This is a genomic window from Pedobacter agri PB92, assembly GCF_000258495.1.
GTDB classification, from domain to species: domain Bacteria; phylum Bacteroidota; class Bacteroidia; order Sphingobacteriales; family Sphingobacteriaceae; genus Pedobacter; species Pedobacter agri.
Genome location: NZ_AJLG01000001.1, coordinates 1 through 24,293, shown reverse-complemented (window position 1 = coordinate 24,293; position 24,293 = coordinate 1). Strand labels below are relative to the sequence as shown.

General features: G+C 38.2%; 20 protein-coding genes, 1 pseudogene and 1 riboswitch. Of the genes and pseudogenes, 6 read left to right on the top strand and 15 right to left on the bottom strand.

Features of this window, described 5'->3' with window-relative positions; all coding sequences use genetic code 11:
• Nucleotides 1-69: 69 nt before the first annotated feature.
• Nucleotides 70-990 (bottom strand): ribosome small subunit-dependent GTPase A, encoded by a 921-nt coding sequence (rsgA, locus tag ON09_RS00105; protein WP_010599029.1) that lies wholly within the window; start codon nucleotides 988-990, stop codon nucleotides 70-72.
• Nucleotides 991-1,284: 294 nt separating this feature from the next.
• Here rsgA and ON09_RS00100 point away from each other — a divergent pair, with 294 nt between their 5' ends.
• A complete protein-coding gene (locus ON09_RS00100; RefSeq protein WP_010599028.1) occupies nucleotides 1,285-1,734 on the top strand; it encodes a GyrI-like domain-containing protein in 450 nt (149 codons plus the stop codon).
• 2 nt (nucleotides 1,735-1,736) lie between these two features.
• Here the strand turns inward: ON09_RS00100 and ON09_RS00095 are convergent, their stop codons facing one another.
• Nucleotides 1,737-2,072 (bottom strand): hypothetical protein, encoded by a 336-nt coding sequence (locus tag ON09_RS00095; RefSeq protein WP_157258785.1) that lies wholly within the window; start codon nucleotides 2,070-2,072, stop codon nucleotides 1,737-1,739.
• Between the two features lie 758 nt (nucleotides 2,073-2,830).
• Between ON09_RS00095 and thrA the strand changes: the two genes are divergently transcribed.
• The 3 genes from thrA to thrC all read left to right on the top strand — a co-directional run bounded on the left by thrA (nucleotide 2,831) and on the right by thrC (nucleotide 7,792).
• Nucleotides 2,831-5,281: a bifunctional aspartate kinase/homoserine dehydrogenase I gene (gene thrA / locus ON09_RS00090; RefSeq protein WP_010599026.1), complete on the top strand. Its 2,451-nt coding sequence runs from the start codon at nucleotides 2,831-2,833 to the stop codon at nucleotides 5,279-5,281.
• 158 nt (nucleotides 5,282-5,439) lie between these two features.
• Entirely contained in the window at nucleotides 5,440-6,402 is a 963-nt protein-coding gene (locus ON09_RS00085) for a homoserine kinase (protein WP_051010141.1), read from the top strand.
• Nucleotides 6,403-6,481: 79 nt separating this feature from the next.
• Nucleotides 6,482-7,792 (top strand): threonine synthase, encoded by a 1,311-nt coding sequence (thrC, locus tag ON09_RS00080; RefSeq protein WP_010599024.1) that lies wholly within the window; start codon nucleotides 6,482-6,484, stop codon nucleotides 7,790-7,792.
• A gap of 103 nt (nucleotides 7,793-7,895) precedes the next feature.
• On the opposite strand, the gene ON09_RS00075 is transcribed toward thrC, so the two are convergent.
• From ON09_RS00075 to murQ, 9 genes are all read right to left on the bottom strand, one after another.
• Entirely contained in the window at nucleotides 7,896-9,401 is a 1,506-nt protein-coding gene (locus ON09_RS00075; protein ID WP_010599023.1) for a glycoside hydrolase family 10 protein, read from the bottom strand.
• Between the two features lie 144 nt (nucleotides 9,402-9,545).
• Nucleotides 9,546-9,965 (bottom strand): tail fiber domain-containing protein, encoded by a 420-nt coding sequence (locus tag ON09_RS00070; RefSeq protein ID WP_010599022.1) that lies wholly within the window; start codon nucleotides 9,963-9,965, stop codon nucleotides 9,546-9,548.
• Nucleotides 9,966-10,030: 65 nt separating this feature from the next.
• The gene (locus ON09_RS00065; protein WP_010599021.1) at nucleotides 10,031-10,333 is read right to left on the bottom strand and encodes a hypothetical protein; all 303 of its coding nucleotides are present in this window, start codon (nucleotides 10,331-10,333) and stop codon (nucleotides 10,031-10,033) included.
• A 121-nt stretch (nucleotides 10,334-10,454) separates the two neighbouring features.
• The gene (locus tag ON09_RS00060; protein ID WP_010599020.1) at nucleotides 10,455-11,408 is read right to left on the bottom strand and encodes a methylenetetrahydrofolate reductase; all 954 of its coding nucleotides are present in this window, start codon (nucleotides 11,406-11,408) and stop codon (nucleotides 10,455-10,457) included.
• A 42-nt stretch (nucleotides 11,409-11,450) separates the two neighbouring features.
• Nucleotides 11,451-11,825, bottom strand: coding sequence for a four helix bundle protein (locus tag ON09_RS00055; RefSeq protein WP_010599019.1), 375 nt, complete (start codon nucleotides 11,823-11,825; stop codon nucleotides 11,451-11,453).
• A gap of 70 nt (nucleotides 11,826-11,895) precedes the next feature.
• Nucleotides 11,896-15,612 (bottom strand): methionine synthase, encoded by a 3,717-nt coding sequence (gene metH, locus ON09_RS00050; protein ID WP_010599018.1) that lies wholly within the window; start codon nucleotides 15,610-15,612, stop codon nucleotides 11,896-11,898.
• Nucleotides 15,613-15,781: 169 nt separating this feature from the next.
• Nucleotides 15,782-15,885: riboswitch (SAM riboswitch) on the bottom strand.
• Between the two features lie 151 nt (nucleotides 15,886-16,036).
• The gene (locus tag ON09_RS00045; RefSeq protein ID WP_010599017.1) at nucleotides 16,037-16,780 is read right to left on the bottom strand and encodes a Bax inhibitor-1/YccA family protein; all 744 of its coding nucleotides are present in this window, start codon (nucleotides 16,778-16,780) and stop codon (nucleotides 16,037-16,039) included.
• A 40-nt stretch (nucleotides 16,781-16,820) separates the two neighbouring features.
• Nucleotides 16,821-17,387: a hypothetical protein gene (locus ON09_RS00040; protein WP_010599016.1), complete on the bottom strand. Its 567-nt coding sequence runs from the start codon at nucleotides 17,385-17,387 to the stop codon at nucleotides 16,821-16,823.
• 99 nt (nucleotides 17,388-17,486) lie between these two features.
• Nucleotides 17,487-18,305 (bottom strand): N-acetylmuramic acid 6-phosphate etherase, encoded by an 819-nt coding sequence (murQ, locus tag ON09_RS00035; RefSeq protein WP_010599015.1) that lies wholly within the window; start codon nucleotides 18,303-18,305, stop codon nucleotides 17,487-17,489.
• Between the two features lie 189 nt (nucleotides 18,306-18,494).
• Here murQ and ON09_RS00030 point away from each other — a divergent pair, with 189 nt between their 5' ends.
• Both ON09_RS00030 and ON09_RS00025 read left to right on the top strand, forming a co-directional pair.
• Nucleotides 18,495-20,102: a S41 family peptidase gene (locus tag ON09_RS00030; protein WP_010599014.1), complete on the top strand. Its 1,608-nt coding sequence runs from the start codon at nucleotides 18,495-18,497 to the stop codon at nucleotides 20,100-20,102.
• Between the two features lie 80 nt (nucleotides 20,103-20,182).
• Complete coding sequence (locus tag ON09_RS00025) at nucleotides 20,183-20,686, top strand: GNAT family N-acetyltransferase (protein ID WP_010599013.1); 504 nt, start codon at nucleotides 20,183-20,185, stop codon at nucleotides 20,684-20,686.
• A 2-nt stretch (nucleotides 20,687-20,688) separates the two neighbouring features.
• On the opposite strand, the gene ON09_RS25510 is transcribed toward ON09_RS00025, so the two are convergent.
• The 4 genes and pseudogenes from ON09_RS25510 to era all read right to left on the bottom strand — a co-directional run bounded on the left by ON09_RS25510 (nucleotide 20,689) and on the right by era (nucleotide 24,227).
• The gene (locus ON09_RS25510) at nucleotides 20,689-21,012 is read right to left on the bottom strand and encodes a GNAT family N-acetyltransferase (protein WP_202947090.1); all 324 of its coding nucleotides are present in this window, start codon (nucleotides 21,010-21,012) and stop codon (nucleotides 20,689-20,691) included.
• 338 nt (nucleotides 21,013-21,350) lie between these two features.
• Nucleotides 21,351-22,653, bottom strand: a pseudogene (der, locus tag ON09_RS00015) (ribosome biogenesis GTPase Der).
• A gap of 155 nt (nucleotides 22,654-22,808) precedes the next feature.
• Complete coding sequence (locus tag ON09_RS00010; protein ID WP_010599012.1) at nucleotides 22,809-23,315, bottom strand: TlpA family protein disulfide reductase; 507 nt, start codon at nucleotides 23,313-23,315, stop codon at nucleotides 22,809-22,811.
• A gap of 15 nt (nucleotides 23,316-23,330) precedes the next feature.
• Nucleotides 23,331-24,227 (bottom strand): GTPase Era, encoded by an 897-nt coding sequence (gene era, locus ON09_RS00005; RefSeq protein WP_010599011.1) that lies wholly within the window; start codon nucleotides 24,225-24,227, stop codon nucleotides 23,331-23,333.
• Nucleotides 24,228-24,293: the final 66 nt, after the last annotated feature.

The following is a 24,293-nucleotide window of genomic DNA, read 5'->3' as shown; positions in this document are numbered from 1 at the left end:
TATTTTTAACCGCAAAGGCACAAAGTACACAAAGATTTAAAGTTATAATGATTTAATTCTGCTTTAAGCTTAATGTCGCGTATCGTTATTGTGATAAATACTCAGATAGCTTTCATAACGCGAAACGGCAATATCTCCTTCATTCACCGCCTCAATTACGGCACAGCCAGGCTCATTTACATGTCTGCAATTATTAAAACGGCAGTGGTGAGAAGTTTCGAAAATTTCCCTGAAAAAATGTCCTAATTCTTCTTTTTCGATGTCAATTACCCCCAATTCCCTGATTCCAGGTGTATCTACAATAAAACCGCCTTGCGGCAATTCAAACATTTCTGCAAAAGTGGTAGTGTGCTGCCCTTTGTCGCTCCAGTCAGAAACTTCACCGGTACGCAAATCACGATCAGGCAACAAAGCATTAATTAAGCTCGATTTCCCAACACCTGAATGCCCTGAAATTAAAGTAATTTTATCGGTTATTAACTCTTGAATCACGGGAATATTAATGCCTTTTAGAGCCGAAACTTCATAACACGGATAACCGATTTTCTCATAAATTTCTTTAAAATCCTGCAGGATTTCCAAACCTTCCTTACTAAACAAATCCAGCTTATTGAATACCAAAACTGCCGGCACATCGTAAGCTTCGGCCGTAACTAAAAAACGATCTATAAAACCTAATGAAGTTCTTGGCGAAGCCAGTGTGACCAGCAAAATCGCCATATCCAGATTAGCAGCAAGGATCTGCGCCTGCTTACTCAGGTTAATTGATTTGCGGATAATGTAATTTTTACGGGGCAACAGCTCGTTTATCAAACCCTGGTTACTGTCCTTTTCCAGATCAAATTTAACACGGTCGCCAACTGCAATCGGGTTGGTCGTTTTAATTCCTTTAATCCTGAATTTGCCAACAATCCGGCAGTCGTAACGTTTGCCATTATCGGCCAAAACGCTATACCAGCTTCCGGTAGATTTAATAATTAAGCCCTGCATATTTGAAAACAAAGGTATGAAAAGGATGGAAGATGTAGGCGGTAAAAGTAGAAGATGATTTAGAATGATTTGGAAAGCAAAACCTATGTTTCATTTTAACGTTAGTCCTGCTTTTCGCTTTACTCCGCTGCGCTCCGTGTTCGCTACAATCAGGTTTAGAAACAAAAGATTTTGTAACAAGTCTCAGCCATTTGATTATCGTGATCTGTCGAAGGGTAATAATATAAAAAGTTCTTCGACAAGCTCAGACTGACAACATCATTGAAAACGTTATCTTCGCTAAAAACCTATCCCATGGAAAACTTCAAAATTATTGGCATCTCTACTGAAACAACAAACCAGAATAATCAGGCATCAACAGATCTAGGTATGCTTTGGCAACGATTCTACACTGAAGGAATCTCAAATAAAATTCCAAATAAAGAAAGCGACGATGTTTACGCTATCTACACTGATTACGAAAGTAATTACACAGGAAAGTACAGCACCATTTTAGGGCATCGGGTAACTACTTTGGCTGATATTCCTGATGGTTTGGTTGGCAGAGAAATTAAAAATGATAGACTTATAAAATATACGGCGAAAGGTGAAATGCCTCAAGCAGTTGTAGAAACCTGGCAGGAAATCTGGGCAAACGACATTGCTTTATACAGAACTTATAATGCAGATTTTGAAGTTTATGGAGCGAAATCTCAACAAGGAGCAGCATCTGAAGTGGAGATTTATATTGGGGTAAGAAGTTAAGCCTAAGCTTTTTCGAAATAAGTTTTTAACCGCTTATATTCTTCTCTGGATTTAGATTTCTTAATGGTTACAACCACAACGCCATTAACCGCCCGGACTCCATATAGCGCCGTTGCTTCCGCATTTTTTAAAATTTTTATGTTTTCGACTGTTTCAGGTCTAATCAATCTTTCTGGTGAATGATTTAAAATATAGCTCTTCTTTTTTAATACAACGATCCAAAGTGCTTGATTTTCTGAGATTGTTGCATAACACCTCATTCTTATTACTGGTGCGGATTGAGGGTAAGTATGGATACTAAAAGTCAAAAGGAATAAGAGAAAGGAAATGAATTTCATGTAATTTTTTTTATTAATGATTCTCAATTGCTGGCTATTCCATAACGACCGACTTAACCTTTCTGTCTTACTCAGGAAAATCTAAATTTCTAACCCATTGGAACGATAAACTCAAATAGTTCCACAAACCAGATTTAACTAAACCTGACAGACGCGAAAATACTTTTTTTTAGCAGCGGCCCTTAATAAACTGTTATGCTGAGGCACGAAGCATTGCAGCCGATGAAATGGTTCCCCCCCTGCCTCGGCATGATGGAAGTTAAAAAAAGATTGTAGCAAATGGCAGGACTGCTCCAGCCGAAGAATTACTGATTCAGCTTTTCTAAAAATAGCTCTATTGAATTAACCGCTCCGCCTGCGGGCACACCTCCTTGAAAAAAGGGTGGAAGTTCGATCCAGCATATGAAAACCCATATTAGTTTTCGGTTCAAAACATGCTGTCATTTCATCTGGTTAATCGTTTTATTAAAATATTTTTAAATAATTTTCAAAAACATTTGCATTTTAAAAAAATAATCTTCTACTTTACGGTGTACAAAGTACACCAAGAACATGAATTTTAACACATCAATTATTACAACGATTATTATTACCACCGGAGAAAATCAGGGAGGCTAATTTGTTGTAAATTGAAAAAAGATAAACACAGAAAGCGTCCCGACACAAATCGGGGCGCTTTTTTTTTAAACCAAAAACCATTGAAACTGCACAAAATAATTAACAAGCAAAAGTGTAAGATTCATTAAAACTAAAAACTGATGAAAGTATTAAAATTCGGCGGCACATCCGTAGGTTCGGCCGAGAACATTAAAACGCTGTTAAACATAGTAGCAAAAGAAAAATTACAAAGCAATCCGGTAGTTGTATTATCGGCAATGAGTGGGGTGACCAACTTGCTAACCGACATGGCAGAAAAAGCCGAACGCGGTGAAAGTTACGATGCCGGCCTAAAAGAGATTGAGGCAAAACATTTTGCAGTAATCCGTTCGCTTTTACCAGCAGCAGCGCAAAACCCGGTTTTTACCCGCTTAAAAATATTTTTTAATGAGCTAGAAGATCTGTTGCAGGCAGTAACCAACCTTAAAGAGCTGAGTCTGCAAACGAAAGATCAGATTTTAAGTTATGGCGAACGCTGCTCATCTTTCATGATTGCACACATCGCCTCGCAACAATTGCCAGAAGCTTTATATGTTAACGGTTCAGAATTTATAAAAACCGACAGCAATTTCGGGCAGGCAAAGGTTGATACCGAATTGACAGAAATGTTGATTAATGATTTTTACCAGGCTCATAAAGAAAATGTGCTTTTCGTAACTGGTTTTATTGCCAGCAATGCAGCCGGCAGAGTAACAACCCTCGGGCGTGGTGGTTCTGATTATACGGCTGCAGTTTGGGGTGCGGCTTTAAATGCAGAAGAAATCGAAATCTGGACCGATGTAAACGGCATGATGACGGCCGACCCTCGAATTGTAAAAAAAGCATTTTCTTTACCCGAATTGAGTTATACCGAAGCAATGGAGTTGAGTTATTTCGGAGCGAAAGTAATTTATCCGCCAACGATGATTCCGGCTTTCATGAAGAAGATTCCGCTTGTTATTAAGAATACTTTTCAGCCTGATTTTGCAGGAACCTATATTAAAAGCGACGTAAAAACATCTAGCTTACCCATAAAAGGTATTTCTTCCATCGACCACATTAGCATCATTAATTTAACTGGCAGTGGTATGGTTGGCAAAGCTGGTTTTAGTGGGAGATTATTCTCTTTACTCTCTCGGGAGCAAATTAATGTAGTGCTGATTACACAATCTTCATCAGAGCATAGTATTACTTTTGCAGTTAAACCAACTGATGCCGGGCAGGCAATTGCTTTAATTAAAAAAGAATTCGAGTTGGAACTGGATGCCAACAAACTGGCCTTACCAGAGGTTGAAAATAATCTTGCTGTTTTAGCCATAGTTGGCGAAAATATGAAACGCACACCAGGTATGAGCGGACGATTATTCAGTGCTTTAGGCAGAAACGGCATCAACGTTCGGGCTATTGCACAAGGTTCTTCCGAGTACAACATCTCGGTGATTATCAGTAAAGATGATTTATCAAAAGCCGTTAATGCTGTTCACGATGCCTTCTTTACTGATTTGAAACGTACCCTGAATATTTTCTGTTTGGGAACCGGAAATATCGGCAAAACGTTATTCAACCAATTGAAAGAGCAAATGCCATTTCTTGCGGCAAATAATGATTTACAAGTTAAAGTTGCGGGAATTAGCAATACCCGTAAAATGATTTTCAAAGCAGAAGGATTATCGCTTGAAGATTGGGAGAACAATTTAGATAGCAATGGTGAAACAGCTGATTTATCACTTTTTGTAGAGCGAATGAAATCGATGAATTTGCCAAACTGTGTTTTCGTTGATAATACTGCAGCAGAATCGCCAATTGAATATTACCAAAGCATTTTCGAAAGCAGCATTTCCGTTGTTACCTGTAACAAAAAAGGAAATTCGGCCGACTTTGCCCAGTATAAATCTTTTAAAGATACCGCCCGCAAATTTGGTGTAGATTTTTATTATGAAACCAATGTTGGTGCAGGTTTACCAATCATCCGCACTTTAAGAGAATTGATGATGAGTGGTGATAAAGTTGCCCGCATTGAGGCGATTTTATCTGGAACGATTTCTTACATCTTTAACAACTTTAAAGGTGATGCAGGATTTTATGAAACGGTTAAGGAAGCGCAGGAATTGGGCTATACCGAACCAGACCCACGTGATGATTTGAATGGAAAGGATTTCATGCGTAAAATGTTAATTCTGGCTCGTGACGCCGGTTATCCTTTGGAAGCTGCCGATGTTAAAATCGATAATATTTTACCCGAGGCTTGTTTAAATGCCACTTCGGTAGAGGATTTTTACACTGAACTGCAGAAAAACGCCGCTTATTTTGAAGACCTAAAAAACCAAGCTGCAAATGGCGGAAAAGTGCTCCGGTACATTGGAAAGCTCGAAGATGGTAATGTAGAAATCAGTCTGCAAATGGTTGATGACAGCCACCCGTTTTATATGCTTTCAGGAAGTGATAACATTATATCATTTACAACAGACAGGTACAAATCTCGTCCATTGGTAGTAAAAGGTCCGGGTGCAGGTGCAGAAGTTACCGCCGCCGGCGTTTTCGCTGACATTATAAATGTTGGGCAAAATCCATAAACAATCACCTACCCTCTAAAGGGGGAATTACAGGCGATATGGAAATGAGCAATGATAAAGGAACCTAGAAAATTAACAAAATAGCCCAAGACCTCAGTTTTGGAAAAAAATAAATAATCATGTCAAATAATAATACAAACCCTGTTGAAACATTGGATATGAACAATGGAAAGGCAAAAGCCCCCTTTAGGGGCTTGGGGGTTAGAGTTTTCGCTCCGGCAACTGTTGCCAACGTTGTGTGCGGTTTCGATGTCTTAGGTTTCGCTGTAAATGAACCTGGCGATGAAGTCGAGATGCGTTTAACGGAAACACCAGGAGTAGTTATTAAAAAAATCACTGGCGATGACGGTCGCTTGCCTTTAGATGCAGCGAAAAATACAGTTAGCGCAAGCGTTCAGCACTATTTACAACACATTAACCGCTTGGATGTAGGCGTTGAAATCGAGCTACACAAAAAGATGCCAATCGGTAGCGGATTGGGCTCAAGCTCTGCAAGTACCGTTGCGGGTTTATTTGCCATCAACAAACTAATGGGCGATTTATTAACACCAAAAGAGCTTGTTCCTTTTGCTATGAAAGGTGAAGAATTAGCCTGTGGTTATGGCCATGCAGATAATGTTGCACCTGCCATTTTAGGTGGATTTGTTTTGGTTAGAAGTTACGAACCACTCGATGTAATTTCTTTACCAACACCAGCTGGAATGTATGCAGCAATTGTTTATCCCGAAGTTGATGTACCGACTAAAGATGCCCGCCAGATGATTCGCAGCAAAGTATTTTTAAAAGATGCAGTTACCCAATGGGGAAATGTTGCAGGCCTGGTTAGCGGACTATTCATGAATGATTTCGATTTAATCGGCCGGAGTATGAAAGATGTTTTGGTAGAACCAACCCGCTCCATCCTCATTCCAGGTTTTGAAGAAATGAGAAACATTGCCATGGAAAATGGTGCAATTGGCTTCGGTATTTCAGGTTCAGGGCCATCCGTTTTTGCCTTAACCAAAGATGAAGAAACAGCCAAGAAAATAACTAAAGCACAACAACAACATCTTCACAAGATTAATATTAACAGCAAAGCTTACGTTTCATCGGTTAACGCCGAAGGACCAAGAGTAATTTAAATGAGTAAAAGCTTAAAGTAAAGGGCAAGGTTTAAAACACCGAAGCCCTAAACCTTAAGTTCTAAACCTTGAACCAGCAATGAAACTATATTCAACTAATAATAAAAATTTACGTGTTTCTTTTAAAGAAGCCGTTTTTAACAGTATGCCCCAGGATAAAGGCTTGTATATGCCTGTAGAAATTCCTCACCTTGATGCAGATTTTATTAAGAACATTGAAAACTTTTCTCTACCAGAAATTGCCTATAAGGTTGCCTCAACTTTGTTGAAGGATGAAATTCCAGCGGATGATTTAAAGGCATTAATTGATGATGCGATTAATTTTGAGGCGCCAGCCGTAAAGCTTGATGATAAAACTTTTGTGCTTGAACTGTTCCACGGACCGTCTTTAGCTTTTAAGGATTTTGGTGCTCGTTTTATGAGTCGTGTAATGTCTTATTTCCTTAAAGATGGTGAGCAGCTACTGGACGTATTGGTGGCCACATCTGGCGATACCGGTGGCGCAGTTGCTTTGGGTTTCTTAGGGGTGCCAAACACAAGAGTAACTATTCTTTATCCAGAGGGAAAAGTAAGTCCGATACAGGAGTTGCAATTGACTACAAACGGACAAAACATTAGGGCGATTGAAGTTAAAGGAACATTTGATGATTGCCAGGCATTAGTGAAACAAGCTTTTGCAGATGATGAACTGAACGCGAACTTCCGTTTAACTTCTGCAAACTCAATTAATATTTCAAGGTTAATTCCGCAGACTTTTTATTATTTCAACACCTATGCACAACTAAAAAGACAGGGTTTGAATGATGTGATTTTTTCCGTTCCAAGTGGAAATTTTGGAAACATTGGCGCAGGTTTATTGGCTTACAAACTTGGCTTACCAGTGAAACAATTTATTGCTGCCACCAACATTAATGATACCGTTCCTCGTTTTCTGGAAACCGGTGTTTATGAAACCAAACCATCAACCCAAACCTATTCAAATGCAATGGATGTTGGCGCACCCAGCAACTGGATTCGCATTATGGATTTGTTTGATGAAGATGTTGAATCGTTAAAAAAAGTGGTTACATCTTATCGCTTCAACGACGAAGAAACACTAGCCGGCATCAAAGAAATCGATGAGCAATTTGATTACGTTGCCTGTCCGCATACCGCCATTGCTTATTTAGCCATTGAAAAATTCAGGCAAGAAAACCCTGAAGATGAAAGTGCCGCGGTGTTTTTATCAACGGCTCATGCTTGCAAATTCCCAGATATTTTTCCGGTGGATATTGCCGCCAAAATCGAAATTCCAGAGCAGGTTACCGCGTTAGAGAGCAAGCCACAACATGCTGATCAATTGGGTATCGATTTTGAAGGATTTAAAAATTACCTATTGAACAAAGCTTAGCTCTGAAAATTCAAGGAAATTAGTCGAGATTGCAGATCTCGGCCAACAAAGCCAGATGCTAGTCGGGATGACAAATCCTGACTAGCATCTGGCTTTTAATCCTTTATAAAACTTGCTCAATTTTAATTTCACTCTCATTGCCAGTCCTGTCAATTGCTGTAACAGCTATACTTTGTAACTCCTGTTTGATTAATTTAGCAGCATCGGCAAATAAAACCTTTGGAATTTGTAGAAACCTGCTTTTATAATTTAAAATCGTGTAACTCCATTTGCCACCATAATTGGTGTAAACAATATATTTGAAGTCATCTTTCTTATTAGCAGGCTTCCATTTGATGTATAAGTCAGCCTCTCTATTTTCGGTTTCCACTTTCGGCGACAAGGGCTTATCATCATCTAACCAAGGAGAAGCAGGCACCAATGCTTCGTTTTTGTAAGGGCCTTTCAATAAGTCTCTACGCAAACTTTCATGTGTTACCAACGCGGCAATACTCCAATGGGCAGCACCAGGTGATTTTGGTAAAATGCCTCTTGTAATCATAATCTGGTTGATAATTTCGTCGCTATTTTTGTCTCCTCCGCCAATGCCACTGTTCATTCCGGGCCAAAGATGGCGCTGTTTGGTGTTTTCTGATTGCCACCAGCCCAACAACACCGGGAAACTTTGAGGAATATTATTTACCTGCCAGTATAACTGAGGCATAAAGTAATCTATCCAGCCTTCATTTAACCAGAGCTTAGCATCAGCATATAACTTGTCATATTGATCAAAACCTTTGATAGATTCTGGAAATCCTGGCCTCCAGATACCAAATGGACTAATACCAAATTTGACATGTTTTTTTTCGTCTTTAATAATTTTATAAACCCTTTGGATGAAGATATTTACCTGCGCTCTCCTCCAATCTCCAACAGCCAGCTTGCCTCCCTCTTGCTGGTATTGAGCGTAGCTTGCTGAATCCGGAAAATCTGCTCCACCATTATATTCCGCATACGGATAAAAGTAATCGTCGAAGTGTACGCCATCTATATCGTATCGTTTCACAATATCTTTCACCACATTCGCAGATAAATCCTGAGTGCCTTTTTTTGATGGATCAAGCCACCAATAACCTTGCTTCAGTTTATAAACCAGCTCTGGATGTTTTTTAATAATCGATGATTCTGAAGGTTGCCCACCAGAAATATGGTGAGCCCGATACGGATTCAACCAAACATGCAATTCCAATCCACGTTCATGTGCTGCATCTATCCAAAATTCCAACGGGTCGTAATATGGTTTTGGCGCCTGACCTTGAACGCCTGTCAGAAAATAAGACCAAGGTTCTATATTACTTTTATATAAGGCATCAGCCTGTGGCCGAACCTGAAAGATAACCGCATTGAAATTATTTTTCTTCAATAGATCCAATAAAGCAATAGCTTCATCTTGTTGTTGCTGCGTAGATAAACCAGGCTTGCTAGGCCAGTTTATATTTGCAACCGAAGCCACCCATGCTGCCCTAAATTCTCGTTCTGGAGTTGGAATTTGTGGAACTGAAACCTGAGCTTTTGTGCAAAAAAAACCAACTAATAAAGTCAGCAATAGAAGTAAATGTTTATTGAACATAAATTAAAATTGAGTGATAAACATACTGGATTTATATCTGTCAGCCTAAAATTATTTTGAATTTTCATCTTTTTTAGGTTTGGCTAAATAAAAAAAGGCTGGAATTATTAAACTCCAACCTTTCAACTATAAAACTAAACCTAATTATTTTGAAGCTTGAGATTTTAATGATCTCAGTTCACTTTTCAACTCCTCAATCTGCTGTTGTTGTTCTTTAATACTCCCCACCAACAAAGGGATTAAACTTTCATAATCAACTTTGGTAAGCGTTGCCGAATTATAAGCGTTTTTACCTGCCGGATATTGTTTTGCCTGTACCGCTACAACAGATGGAACTGCTGCTTTTGCATCAGCACCCACAAATCCATATTGTGAGGTGGAAGGTAGTTTGAGTTTTTCTGCCCATGCCTTATCATAATTAAAGCTTACGGGTTGTAATTTAGAAACCATCTCCAAAGAATTATTTACAGGTTTCACGTTTTTTTGTGCCACTTCTTGTGCACTGATTTTTAAGGATGCAGCTATTAAAAATACTGCAAAACCGAATGAAATTGCTCGTTTCATATGATTATATATTTAGATTAAAAATGGATTACCCAATAATTAGGGATGATTTTAGAAAGTAATTTCTAAACGGAAGGAGGAGGTGTTAAAACCTCAGGAAAATAGCTTAATTTATTAAAGTGATTGGGAATAACCACTTTAGCAGGCATTTCGAATACCGAAACAGCATTATCAATCATCAGAAAATCCTGAGCAAAATACTCTGTTTCAACTTTCTTTTCTTCTTTTTCTGTAGCATCATCATTTGATGATACGTTTTCGATATCAACAGAAGCATAACTTAAATACGATAAAACGCTGCCTAGCTTCAAAAATAAAGCGATTGCCAGGCAAAGAATTAAGACATATTTAAAACCAATAAACTTCATTGTTACAAATATAAGTTGTACGATTTAAATAACAAACATTGAGTGTTAATGTTCTGTAACAAAATGAAAAAACCCATTTGTTTCATACACAAACAGGTTTAAAAATTTTCATGTTTTAAGATTAAAATATCGCTCTGGCAATTTGACGTGTTTGTTCTGGCCTGCCCATAGTGTAGAAATGCAAAACTGGAGCACCAAAATCTATTAATTCTTTACACTGTTTAATCATGGCCTCGGTTCCTATTTCCTTTGCTTCAGCGTTACTTTTTGCATGAGCTAATGCATCAGTTAATTCATCTGGCAAATCAATATGAAATATTTTAGGCAAAACATTTAATTGTGTAAGTGTACTAATTGGTTTTAATCCTGGAATAATAGGCACATTAATGTCGTTCTCACGGCACTTTTTAACAAAGTCGAAATACTTCTGATTATCGAAAAACATCTGGGTTACAATAAATTCAGCACCCATGTCCACCTTTTTTTTCAAATATTTGAAATCGGCATTCAAATTAGGTGCCTCAAAGTGCTTCTCCGGATAACCTGCCACGCCGATACAGAAATCACTTTTAAATGTTTCGATATCTTCATGAAGAAACTTTCCCTCATTATGGTTTTTAATGTGCTCAATTAAATCAGTAGCATAACAATGTCCGCCTTTAGTTGGAATAAAGGCCGTATCTGCAGCTCTGGCATCGCCACGCAGCGCCAAAACATTATCGATTCCCAGAAACTGTAAATCGATTAGTGCATTTTCAGTTTCTTCTTTGGTGAAACCACCACAAATTAAATGCGGAACGGCATCGATTTTATATTTATGAATGATTGCTGCACAAATGGCAATGGTTCCCGGACGCTTGCGGTAAGAAACTTTTTGCAGCAAACCATTTTCCTGCTCTTTATAAATGTAATCTTCTCTTAGCGAAGTGACATCGATAAATGGCGGATTAAATTCTAATAACGGATCAATGGCATCGTAAATCCACTGAATACTTTGCCCTTTAATCGGCGGCAATAGTTCAAAAGAGAATAGCGCTTTACCATTTGCGTTTTTTATATGATCTGTAATCTTCATTTGAGTTAAATGTTGTGAGTTAAAAGTTAAAGGCCTGAATGCCTATTTAACCAGCGTTTGATAATATTTTATAAATCCATTAAGCAATTTCCTTGTTGTTTCAAGTTTCTCTAATAGTACGCTCAAGTAGGTTTCAGAAATAAAATCTAAATCAAAAGCAAGGTATAATTGTGTTTCAACCTCATAAATAGATCCTCTCGGAATGTAAAAAAATTGGATGCTGTCTTTTGGATAATTTCTACCGCATCCTTCAGCAATATTTGATGGAATTGATACAACAGCTCTTCTTATTTGGCTTGTTAAACCAAATTTTTCTTCACTAGGAAATTGCGAAGATGCTAAGTATACTTCCTTTGAGAGTACTCTTGCTCCTTTCCAAACATCTAAATCAATATAATTTCTCTTATCTCTATCCATATAAGCGTTATGAATGGCCTATGCTAATTATACTCCCAAACCTATAACTTTAAACTTATAACCTACAACTTTAATAAGCCAAATTCGGGCTCAGCCATCTTTCCACTTCTTCAACAGACATACCTTTACGAACCGCATAATCTTCAATCTGATCTTTGGTAATTTTCCCTAAGCCAAAATACCTCGATTCTGGATGTGCAAAATAGAATCCGCTAACCGCAGCTGTTGGATACATGGCATAACTTTCTGTTAAATGTAAACCGATTTGATTTTCAGCATCGAGCAGTTGAAACAAAGTTCCCTTCTCCGTATGTTCCGGACAAGCTGGATAACCGGGAGCCGGGCGGATACCTGCATACTCTTCTTTGATCAACTCCTGATTGCTTAAATTTTCATCTTTAGCATATCCCCAATATTCTTTGCGAACACGCTCGTGCATCCGTTCTGCAAATGCCTCGGCCAAACGATCGGCCAATGCTTTGGCCATGATACTATTATAATCGTCATGATTAGCCTCAAATTCAGCCACCAATTCATCTATTCCGATGCCTGCAGTTACTGCGAAGCCGCCAAAATAATCCTGAATGCCGCTCTCTTTTGGAGCGATAAAATCAGATAAGGCGTAATATGGCTGTCCATCTACTTTCTCAGCCTGTTGACGAAGGGTGTGGATAGTTACTAGTTTGGATTCTGGAGTCGCGAGTACTGAGTTGCTGCTCAAACTTCCGCCTCCTGACTTCTGACTTCTGACTTCTAACTCAATATCATCTCCAACCGCATTCGCTGGCCAGAAGCCAATTACAGCCCTGGCAGTAAGCAGTTTTTCATCCAAAATTCGTTTCAATAAAGCCTGTGCATCATCGAACAACTTTTTAGCTTCATCGCCAACATTTTTATCATCAAATATTTTAGGATAACTGCCACGAAGTTCCCAGGTATGGAAAAATGGGGTCCAGTCAATATAAGGAACCAATTCTTCTAAAGGATAATTATCAAATACTCTTGTTCCGGTAAATTCAGGAACTGGAAGATCTGATCTAAAATCTATTTTAAATTTGTGATTACGAGCTTCTTCAATGGTTTTGAAACGTTTGTCAGAACGTTTATTTAAATGCGCTTCACGGGCTTTATCATATTCCGCTCTAATTCCTGCAACGTAATCATCTTTGGTTTCCGGGTTCATTAACGTACTGCAAACGGTAACACTTCGAGAGGCATCTAAAACATGAATCGCAGGCCCTGAGTAATTTGGTGCGACCTTAACCGCGGCGTGAATACGAGAGGTTGTTGCACCCCCAATAATCAGTGGAATGGTAAAACCTTCACGCTCCATTTCTTTGGCAAAATGAACCATTTCATCCAATGAAGGTGTAATTAAGCCACTTAAACCAATGATATCTGCATTGATTTCTTTGGCTTTTTTGATGATTTCCTGTGCAGGAACCATCACGCCCATATCTACAATTTCGAAGTTGTTACAAGCCAACACTACTCCGACAATGTTTTTTCCAATATCATGCACATCGCCTTTTACGGTAGCCATCAGCACTCTTCCTGCAGAAGAATTTTGATCCTGGTCAGGATTGTCTAATTTCTCCTGTTCAATGAAAGGAAGTAGATAAGCCACGGCCTTTTTCATCACCCTTGCTGATTTTACTACCTGAGGCAGGAACATTTTTCCTGCACCAAACAAATCACCCACGATATTCATTCCATCCATCAACGGACCTTCAATCACCTGAATCGGACGGGCATATTTTTGTCGTGCTTCTTCAACATCATCATCAAGGTATTCAACAATACCTTTTACCAGCGAATGCGATAGTCTGTCCTCAACAGTTCCCTTTCTCCACTCTTCATCTTTAACAACCTCTTTTCCTTTTGATTTAACCGTATCAGCATATTCTACCAATCGCTCTGTAGCGTCATCCCTTCGGTTTAGCAACACATCTTCTACCCTTTCTAAAAGCTCAGGTGGAATTTCCTGGTAAACTTCGAGCATTCCGGCGTTTACAATTCCCATATCTAAACCAGCCTGGATGGCATGATAAAGAAATGCGGAGTGCATTGCTTCCCGAACAACGTTGTTTCCTCTAAAGGAGAATGAAATATTGGAAACACCACCACTTACTTTTGCGTATGGCAGATTCTCTTTAATCCACCTTGTGGCATTGATAAAATCTACAGCATAATTATTATGTTCTTCTAAACCTGTTGCAACTGTTAAAATATTTGGATCGAAAATGATATCCTCAGGAGGAAAACCGATTTCGTGTACCAGAATATCATAACTTCTTTTGCAAATTTCTTTTCTTCGCTCGTAATTATCGGCCTGGCCTTGTTCATCAAAAGCCATAACCACAACTGCAGCGCCATATTGCATAATTTTACGGGCGCTTTCGCGGAATTTTTCTTCTCCTTCTTTAAGCGAAATTGAATTTACGATTCCCTTGCCCTGTAAACATTTTAAACCATTTTCAATAACCGACCATTTCGATGAATCGACCATGATCGGCAACTTGGCAATATCCGGTTCGGAAGCAATAAGGTTTAAGAATTTGGTCATGGCTGCTTCTGAATCAAGCATACCTTCATCCATATTCACATCGATAACCTGCGCCCCGCCTTCTACCTGTTGCAAAGCAACGGCCAAAGCGGCTTCGTAATCGCCGCCCAATATTAATTTAGAAAACTTTGGAGAACCTGTGATATTCGTTCTTTCTCCAACATTTACAAATATGCTATCTGGTTTTATCGTAACTGGCTCTAAACCACTTAAACGCATAAAAGGTTCGATAACAGGCAATTTTCTGGGGAATGCTTTTTTAGCATTTTTAGCAATACAACCGATATGATCGGGTGTGGTTCCACAACAACCGCCAACAATATTTACAAAACCGGATTGAATAAAATCATCTACCAAATGTGCTGTTTCATGCGGTTGCTCATCATAAGCACCAAACTCATTTGGCAAACCTGCATTTGGATAGGCTGAAACATAACAACCAGCTTTATTTGCCAGTTCTTCAATGTGCGGACGCATTTCTTTTGCTCCCAAAGCACAGTTAAAACCAATACTTAAAGGTTTGGCATGCATCACGGAGTTTAAAAAAGCTTCAGCAGTTTGTCCGGACAAAGTTCTTCCAGAAGCATCGGTAATGGTTCCGGAAATCATGATTTCCAGTTTACGCCCAATAACTTCTTCGTATTTTTTTATCGCTACAATGGCCACCTTGGCATTTAGCGTATCAAAAATAGTTTCAATTAAAAGAACATCCGAACCACCATCTACCAAGCCGCGAACTTGCTCATAATAGGCAGATTCCAATTCATCAAAATAAACCGCCCTAAAACCTGGATCGTTTACATTTGGAGACATGGAGAGCGTACGGTTGGTTGGGCCAATTGCACCTGCTACGAAACATTTACGATCAGGATTAGCGGCCATAAATTCATTGGCAGCCTCTTTTGCCACACGGGCACCTTCATAACTCATTTCATACGAAAGATCTTCCATCTGGTAGTCAGCCATCGAGATCCTTTGTGTACTGAAGGTGTTGGTTTCTATAATATCGGCACCTGCCGTTAAATATTCAAGATGTATGGCTTTAATAATATCAGGCCGTGTAATGTTAAGCAAGTCATTATTGCCTTTTACATCACAAGGATGATTTTTAAATCTTTCCCCTCTAAAATCTTCTTCGGTTAAAGTATAACGCTGAATCATGGTACCCATCGCACCATCGATTACTAAAATACGTTTTTCTAATTCTTCTCTTATACCCATTTGTTGTTTATAGTAGCATTAGTTAGTATCGAGTATAAAGATTCTTAACATCGACCCAACTGCAGGTAATGGGCAAAAAACATCAGACAACCATGTCATGATATTTGATACTTAATACCTGATACTTAAAAAGGCTTATCTTAAAAGTTGGCGTGTAAATTACCACTAAAACTTATCTGCTCTCGCCACTGCTGAGATTAGAATGTAGCACCTTGTTGGCACAGGTTGCTAAGACTTCGTTGGGTCTAATCCCTCCGTCTTTCTTAATAAGCATACAAAAATGCAACAAAGCAACATCAATTCCAAAAATTATCAGCCCGTAGCCAAATAAAATTACAAAGGCCATGCAAAACTGCACGGCCTTAAGAATATTGTTTTGTATTGAATTAAAAATTGTAATCTGATGGATCAGATTTTTACCAGATTATTTTCTGCTTCCGAAGATACGTAGTAGGAAAAGGAAGATATTAATAAAATCTAAATAAAGATTTAAAGCAGCCATGATCGCCAACTTTTTGGTATCAGCTGATGGAATTGCTTCGCCACTTTCTTCTAAACCTTGACCAATTCTTTTGATTTTTTGAACATCATAAGCGGTTAAAGCCGTGAAAACAGCAATACCTATGAAAGCCATTACCAAACTAAATTGTTCACTTTTAATAAACATATTAGCAATACTTGCTATGAATAATCCAGCAACACCTACCATTAAAATTGGCCCGAATTTACTTAAATCAATGTTAGTGGTATAACCCATTACGGCCATAATACCAAAAATACCAGCTGCTGCAGCAAAACAGGTTATAATTGACGTACCAGTATAAATTAGTAAGATAAAACTTAAGCTTACGCCAAGCAGAACTGAAAAAAGTGCAAAAACACCTAGCAATGCAGCATAAGACAATCTTGAAAAACCAGCGCCCATAACCAATACTAAACCAAGTGGCGCAAACATGGCTACATAACCTAAACCTGTTCTTTGACCAGTTTCGAAGTTGATTAATGCCCTAAGTGCCGATTCAGTATTTGAAATATAAAAGGCCGATAAGGTAGATAATGTTAAAGCCACAAACATCCACAAAAAGACGTTCGCAAAAAATTTCTTCGACACAGAACTTTCCTGTACGAAAACACTATTGGTTTGATAATTATAATTTTGTTGTTCCATTTTTTAATTTGTGTATTTAAATGATTTTAAAAATAACAATTTAGTTCAATCTTTTTGTCAGCAGTTCTTCAACTTTCTTAAAGAACTGTAAGGGTTTTAAGGTTCGCCAGGGTAAATTATCAAATGCGCCACCAAAATTGATATAGTAATCAATATTATTATCCCTGAATTCAGCAATTACATGTTCCTGAAAGTTAACGCCCACGATCCAGCCATCTTCAACTTCCTGAAACCATTCCTCATAGTAGCTATCATCAGAAGCATGAAAATTCAATACATTTTCTCCAATCAGAATGAATTTATTAATGCCCTCATCCATCATCAGCTCCAGGATATCACGTTTCAACAACATGATGTCGTTGTTGATCGCATCATTCCACTCCCCTATGAACTCAATTATTGCATAACTTCGATCGTAATCTGCATATAACACTTTCATGTAAAGCGTATTCGACCCAAACTCATCCCATTGGGGATGTAGCAAAAAATTGTAGATCTGCTTATCGAAATAAATTTCTGAATATTCGGTATTGTAAAAAGGTGAGCGCTCATCTTCTGCCGAAACATAATCATCTCTCCACTGGTAATAAGGCTCGATTTCGTGCATTTTAAGTTTAAAGTTGCAGGTTAAAAGTTAAATGTGTATTTATCCAAACTTTAGTATTGCGAAGGTTTTTATCAGCACCCAGACTTAAACGTATAACCTTTAGCTTTTAACGCCATGCTGTCTAGCCTCAACAGCTTTACGAACACTTCCGTGTTGAGTAAGCAAATCGGCTGCTTCGTCATAACCAATGTTTAATTCGTCGGCTACCATTTGTGTTCCACGATCAACCAGTTTATTATTAGTTAACTGCATATCAACCATTTTGTTTCCGACAACACGCCCTAATTGCACCATTACCGTGGTGCTCAGCATGTTTAAAACTAATTTCTGGGCCGTTCCCGATTTCATACGTGTAGAACCGGTAATGAACTCAGGGCCTACTACCACCTCAACCGGAAAATCAGATTCCGCAGCAATTGGACCACCAGTATTACAAACAATGCAACCAGTTAAAACACCATGTTTACGTGCGGTATTTAAACCTCCAATTACATATGGTGTGGTTCCTGAAGCGGCTAAACCAACCAAACAATCTTTTTCATTGATGTTAAATTCTTCGAGGTCTTTCCAGGCTTGAATAGCATCATCTTCTGCAAATTCCACAGCTTTTCTAATCGCTGTATCTCCACCTGCAATAATACCTACTACCCAATCAAAAGGCACGCCATACGTTGGTGGACATTCAGATGCATCAACCACGCCTAAGCGGCCACTGGTACCTGCGCCAATGTAAAACAAACGACCTCCCTTTTTCATTCTTTCGGCAACGGCCGAAGTTAGTTTTTCTATTTGAGGCAAAGATTTTTCAACTGCGTAAGCAACAGTTTTATCTTCATTATTAATGCCCTGCAAAACCTCCAATACCGACATTTGATCGATATTATTATAGTTAGATTCCTGCTCGGTAACTCTGTTCATAAATTTAATTTTGATAAAATTCGGTAAATTCTTTTTAAAAAGTATCCTAAAAACTTAAAAATATGTCTGCTAAAATTCTAGTTGCCTATTTACACCGTTAATTTATGTTAAATATTAGAAACAAAAGACAGGAAAATGCAGTTAAAAAATATAGTAAACCGCTAAATTTCATAAATTTGCATAACGCTAATGAAAAAGAATACCCGAAATAACATACTTATTGCAATAAGCTATTCTGTGATTTTAATAGTGGGTATGATTTTGGGTATAAAGTTCATCAAAGATCAGGGCTTTGGCGTAAAACGAAGTTCGCAATTAGCGGTTAACAGCGATGGAAAACTGGAGGAAATTCTACATATCATTAACAAAAATTATGTTGATGACATTAACACAGATTCATTTCAAAACCTTCCAATAGATAGTGTTCTTCATCAGTTGGATCCACATAGTGTTTATTTACCTCCAACAGATGCTCAAGACATGAGCGATAACCTCGAAGGAAACTTTGAAGGTGTTGGGATTGAATACTACATGCTCAACGACACCATGATGGTGACCGGCGTTGTTAAAGATGGTCCGGCTTACCAGGCAGGAATAAAATTGGGCGACAAAATATTAACGATTGATACTGCAACAGTAAGCGGAAGAAATTTACCTAAAGAACAACTCACGGGTCGATTTAGGGGTAAAGCTGGTAGTGGCGTTAGTGTTACACTATTGCACAGTGGCACACAGGTGCAAAGCCGCTTGATGGTGACCAGAGGCAAAGTAAACATCAGCAGCATAGATGCGGCGTATATGATTAATGCTGAAACGGGATATGTGAGGATCAGTAAATTCGGCGCCAATACTGACAATGATTTCGCTAGTGCTGCTAATAACCTCAAAGCAAAGGGAATGAAAAAGCTGATTCTCGACCTGCGTGATAATGGTGGTGGATATTTTTCTGCAGCCACAGGCCTGGCCGATCAGTTTTTACCTGAAAACAAACTGATTGTATACACGCAAGGTAAACATGAACCCCGAACAGATTACTTCTCTACAGGCTCAGGTTCATTTCAAAACGGGAAGCTTGCTATTTTGATCAACGAAAATACGGCTTCTGCAAGTGAGATTGTCGCCGGGGCAATTCAGGATTTAGGCCGCGGAATTATCATTGGTCGCCGTTCTTTTGGCAAAGGACTGGTACAGGAACAATTTTCTTTTGGTGATGGCTCTGCGTTGAACTTAACGATTGCTCGATATTACACCCCATCAGGACGAAGCATCCAAAAATCTTACAAAAAGGGTTATGATGCCTATAAACACGAGCTCGATGAGCGAATGATGGATGGTGAATTAACTGGCGACCGTACATCTTTTCAGGATTCAATTGAAAAAGCTGAAGGTGTAGCCATTCAAAACAATAGAAAGCAAAAGCCAAGCGGGGGAATCCAACCGGATGTTTTCGTTAAGCTTGATACCGCTGGATATAACAGGTTCTATGCCACATTGGTTAGCAAAAAAATCCTTTCAGACTATGTTTTTAACGTATTGACCAATAAGTATAATGCCGGCTTTGTAGAACAAAACATCAATTCTTTTACGCTTGGCGACAACGACTTTAAAGATTTTATCGGCTATTTGCAACGTAAAAATGTTCAGATTGATCGTTTTCAGTTATACAATTCCAGATCAGTCATTCTTAACGACTTAAAAGCGTTGCTCTGCCGCTATTACCTTGGCGATGTGGGCTATTACCGTTCGGCAAATCAAAATGATAATGCGGTGAAGCAAGCTTTGGTGAATTTGCAATAGCCTTACCAAATGCATTTCTGAGAAATTTTATCTCGTAATTTAGCTACATCAAACAAATTGATTACCACTAGTGCCCTCATATGTTAGAAACCGATCGCCTTATTTTAAAGCCTCTTACACACAATCAACTGCTAAAATATATTAAGGATGATCATTCGCTTGAAAAGGAATTAAATCTTTTACCTACAAAGAAAAATATATCCACATCATTACATGATGCATTAGCGCAAACGATTTTACCAAATGTTTCTGATCGGGATAAGGATTATTTATACCATACCCTTTGGGCAATAGTTTCTAAGCCAGACAACAGGATGGTAGGAGATATTTGTTTCGTAGGCGAACCTGATGCAGAAGGAGAAATTGAGATAGGATATGGAACTTACGAAGAGTTTAGGGGTAAAGGCTTTATGACTGAAGCTGTAGGCAGAATTGTTGAATGGGCCAAATTGCAACCTAAAGTAAAATCAATTTTTGCGACCACAGAGAAGCAAAATGTGGCTTCATATTCCATATTAGAGAAAAACCATTTCCTTCATATTGGAGAAGTAGATGACATGCTCAGCTGGAAAATCACTTTCTAAACCTACACAATAATTTCAAACAGACTTAAACTGATGCCTTCATAATGTTTCGGCAAACCTTCTGATTTTTGGAGGATAACCACTCCAACGTAAGTGAAACCACAACCGTTGTAATATTTTAAAAGCTTTTCATTATCTGCCCAGGTATCCATCCGGATATATTTTATTTGAAGTTCAGCCGCATACTTCTTTGCCCATTTGATAATTTCTTTAACGAAAGAATAACCTCTGAAATCAGGATGCGTTACAATCCGGTGGATGTAAATGGAATCAAAATCGCGATCGCCCCAAATAAGTTGATCGGTAAAGGTAACGGCAAAACACATGCATTTTTTCCATCCACTAAAATTTTATATTGACGGTCTTCCTCAATCTCGGTTTGCACCAAATCTCTGCTAAAGCCTTGCCAATGTTTGTTAAATACCTTTTTTTGATGCGCAATAGCAATGTCGTAAAAATCAAAAATGGCATCTATATCACTTGGCTGGCTGTTTTTTACTTCAATTTGCATAAAACGAAGATATGGAATTAGATATTGAGTTAACCAAATCTCTTGACCTGGAAATATCCAGATTTTTCATCGGGACTTGAAACGAAAACAGGGCTGTACTTCTGATGAAATACAAGCCCTGTTTTATAAATATTATTATTGAAATGCCGAATGCTATTTCTGCCTGAAGAAGATTTGAATTGGCGAACCTGAAAAATCAAAATTCTCTCTAAGCTTATTTTCAATGAAACGTTTGTACGGATCTTTTATATACTGTGGTAAATTACAGAAGAATGCAAACATTGGCGAAGTACCGTTAATTTGCGTAATGTATTTGATTTTAATGTGCTTTCCTTTTAATGCTGGTGGTGGAAATTTCTCAATCAATGGCAACATTACATCATTTAATTTCGATGTAGGAATTTTCTTTCCACGATTTTTATAAACTTCTAAAGCAGCCTCAATTGCTTTGAAAATACGTTGTTTATTCAATACCGAGGTAAATATGATAGGCACATCGGTAAACGGGCGAATGCGTTCGTGAATTTGCTCCTCGAAAGCTTTCATGGTTTGAGTATTTTTCTCAATCAAATCCCATTTGTTAATTAAAATAACAATACCTTTTTTATTTTTCTCCGCAAGATGGAAAATATTGATATCCTGACTTTCGATACCTTCAACAGCATCAATCATTAATACTACAACATCTGCTTCTTCTAAAGCTTTGATGGTACGCATTACGGAATAAAATTCCAGGTTTTCTTTAACCTTTGTTTTTTTTACGCAATCCAGCGGTATCAATCAGCATAAATTCATGTCCAAACTGGTTGTAGTGAATTTTAATCGAATCGCGGGTGGTACCGGCATTTGCCGTTACAATGTTACGTTCTTTACCAATTAAAGCATTTACCAAGGATGATTTACCTACATTTGGCCGACCAGCGATGGTAATTTTTGGCAATTGATTTTCCTCTTCCGGAATATCTTCAAAGTTTTTAACGATCTCATCCAATAACTCGCCTGTACCCGACCCAGTCATGGATGATAAAGGATAAACCTCACCTAAACCAAAACCATAGAAAGTATGAATTTCATTGTACAATGCGGTATTATCTACTTTATTAGCACAAACAAAAACGGGTTTGTTACTTCTGCGTAGCACCTGTGCAATATCATCGTCCAGATCAGTAATGCCGGTAGTTACATCAACCATAAAAACCAAAACACTGGCTTCTTCAATGGCAATCATTACCTGTTCACGGATGGCAGCTTCATAAACATCTTCCGAGTTAGCCACGTAACCTCCAGTATCAATTACACTAAATTGTCTGTCGGTCCACTCACCTACGCCATAATGCCTGTCGCGGGTAACGCCGCTCATATCATCTACAATAGCCTTACGACTTTCGGTTAATCTATTAAAAAGGGTGCTCTTGCCTACGTTTGGCCTGCCTACGATGGCGATAATATTACTCATTTCGTGTATTATTGATAGTTAATGGCTTATAGTTAACGGTCTGGATGTTCAGCAAGCTGCTTAAACTATTTGGCTATCAGCCATTGACTATCAACTACTAACCGATTTATTTCGGGCTGCAAAGGTATGGTTAATTTTTGGAACCTGTATTAATATTAATTTTTATACTTACTTAGAAGTCCTTTGATCACATCTTCTGTAAGCTGATTATTTTGAAGCAACGGGAAACCTTCCCACCTCACTATTCCTTTCGGATCGATTAGAATAGCATGCGGAATACCGGTTATACCAAGTGCATTTTTCACCTGTGCCTTAGTATCAATTGCCTCAAAGTATTCAATTTTTGGATTAGCAAAAGCTTTTACCTTATCTGCTGTTTCATCAGACATCCCAATAACTACCAGTTGATCGGCATATTTTTTCTGAATTTCATTTAGTGTTGGAATGTATGCCCTGCATGGTCCACACCAGGTTGCCCAGAAATCGACCAAAACAAATTTACCTTTCATATTCGGTTGTTCGGAAATCCATTGTTCGACAATAAGCTTTGGCGCCTGTTCATTTAAAACTGACTTTGCCCAAAGCTTTTTACCGTTGTTTGATTCCTGCGCTAAAGCAGTAAAGCCGGAAAACAATAAGAGCGTTATTAAAATTTTCTTCATACCTAAATTTCGAAATTAATTATCGTATCCGAAGCTCTTCAGGTAATTCTTTTTACTTCTCCAATCTGGAATTACTTTTACAAACAGTTCTAAAAATACTTTTGTATCCAAAAACTTCTCAACTTCTAAACGTGCTTCTGTACCTACTTTCTTGAGCATACTTCCGCCTGTTCCAATCAGAATGTTTTTTTGAGAATCACGCTCCACCACAATTTCTGCCATAATGCGAACCATGGCACCTTTACCATTTTTAAGCGCCTCTTCTTTAAAACTTTTAACAATTACCTCCGTACTGTAAGGAATCTCTTTCTGGTAATTCAGAAAAATTTTCTCACGGATAATTTCAGAAACGAAGAAACGTTCCGAGCGATCAGTTAAATCTTCTTTATCATAATATGGTGGATGCTCTGGTAATAAATCTAAAACATGTGCCATTATTCCATCAACATTATGTTTACGCAAAGCAGAAATAGCATAAATAGAAACCGGATTAAGCTTTTCCTGCCAATAGGCAATCTTCTCATCAACCTGTTCTTGTAAAGCTTTATCAATTTTGTTGATGAGTACAATTGTTGGAATGTCTCTATCTAAAATCTTATCCAGCACATCATCTTCATCATGCGTTTCATTGATATCGGTAACGAACAAAAGTACATCGGCATCAGTTAAAGATCCGTTTACAAAGCTCATCATACTCTCCTGCAAAGAATATTTAGGTTTGATTATGCCTGGTGTATCAGAAAAAACAATCTGATATTCTTCTTCATTTACAATACCTAAAATGCGATGCCTTGTAGTTTGCGCCTTTGGTGTGATAATGCTAAGTCGCTCGCCTACAAGCACATTCATTAGGGTGGATTTACCTACATTTGGTTTACCTATTATACTAACAAAACCTGCTTTATGCGCCATTGAAATATTTTTTAAAAAAAATTTGCAGTACAAAGAAACGAATTATATCTTTGCATTCCAATTCGG

Coding starts and splice junctions, on each gene's coding strand:
- rsgA (WP_010599029.1), bottom strand. CDS start 990: ATGCAGGGCTTAATTATTAAATCTACCGGAAGCTGGTATAGCGTTTTG.
- ON09_RS00100 (WP_010599028.1), top strand. CDS start 1,285: ATGGAAAACTTCAAAATTATTGGCATCTCTACTGAAACAACAAACCAG.
- ON09_RS00095 (WP_157258785.1), bottom strand. CDS start 2,072: ATGAAATTCATTTCCTTTCTCTTATTCCTTTTGACTTTTAGTATCCAT.
- thrA (WP_010599026.1), top strand. CDS start 2,831: ATGAAAGTATTAAAATTCGGCGGCACATCCGTAGGTTCGGCCGAGAAC.
- ON09_RS00085 (WP_051010141.1), top strand. CDS start 5,440: ATGAACAATGGAAAGGCAAAAGCCCCCTTTAGGGGCTTGGGGGTTAGA.
- thrC (WP_010599024.1), top strand. CDS start 6,482: ATGAAACTATATTCAACTAATAATAAAAATTTACGTGTTTCTTTTAAA.
- ON09_RS00075 (WP_010599023.1), bottom strand. CDS start 9,401: ATGTTCAATAAACATTTACTTCTATTGCTGACTTTATTAGTTGGTTTT.
- ON09_RS00070 (WP_010599022.1), bottom strand. CDS start 9,965: ATGAAACGAGCAATTTCATTCGGTTTTGCAGTATTTTTAATAGCTGCA.
- ON09_RS00065 (WP_010599021.1), bottom strand. CDS start 10,333: ATGAAGTTTATTGGTTTTAAATATGTCTTAATTCTTTGCCTGGCAATC.
- ON09_RS00060 (WP_010599020.1), bottom strand. CDS start 11,408: ATGAAGATTACAGATCATATAAAAAACGCAAATGGTAAAGCGCTATTC.
- ON09_RS00055 (WP_010599019.1), bottom strand. CDS start 11,825: ATGGATAGAGATAAGAGAAATTATATTGATTTAGATGTTTGGAAAGGA.
- metH (WP_010599018.1), bottom strand. CDS start 15,612: ATGGGTATAAGAGAAGAATTAGAAAAACGTATTTTAGTAATCGATGGT.
- ON09_RS00045 (WP_010599017.1), bottom strand. CDS start 16,780: ATGGAACAACAAAATTATAATTATCAAACCAATAGTGTTTTCGTACAG.
- ON09_RS00040 (WP_010599016.1), bottom strand. CDS start 17,387: ATGCACGAAATCGAGCCTTATTACCAGTGGAGAGATGATTATGTTTCG.
- murQ (WP_010599015.1), bottom strand. CDS start 18,305: ATGAACAGAGTTACCGAGCAGGAATCTAACTATAATAATATCGATCAA.
- ON09_RS00030 (WP_010599014.1), top strand. CDS start 18,495: ATGAAAAAGAATACCCGAAATAACATACTTATTGCAATAAGCTATTCT.
- ON09_RS00025 (WP_010599013.1), top strand. CDS start 20,183: ATGTTAGAAACCGATCGCCTTATTTTAAAGCCTCTTACACACAATCAA.
- ON09_RS25510 (WP_202947090.1), bottom strand. CDS start 21,012: ATGTGTTTTGCCGTTACCTTTACCGATCAACTTATTTGGGGCGATCGC.
- ON09_RS00010 (WP_010599012.1), bottom strand. CDS start 23,315: ATGAAGAAAATTTTAATAACGCTCTTATTGTTTTCCGGCTTTACTGCT.
- era (WP_010599011.1), bottom strand. CDS start 24,227: ATGGCGCATAAAGCAGGTTTTGTTAGTATAATAGGTAAACCAAATGTA.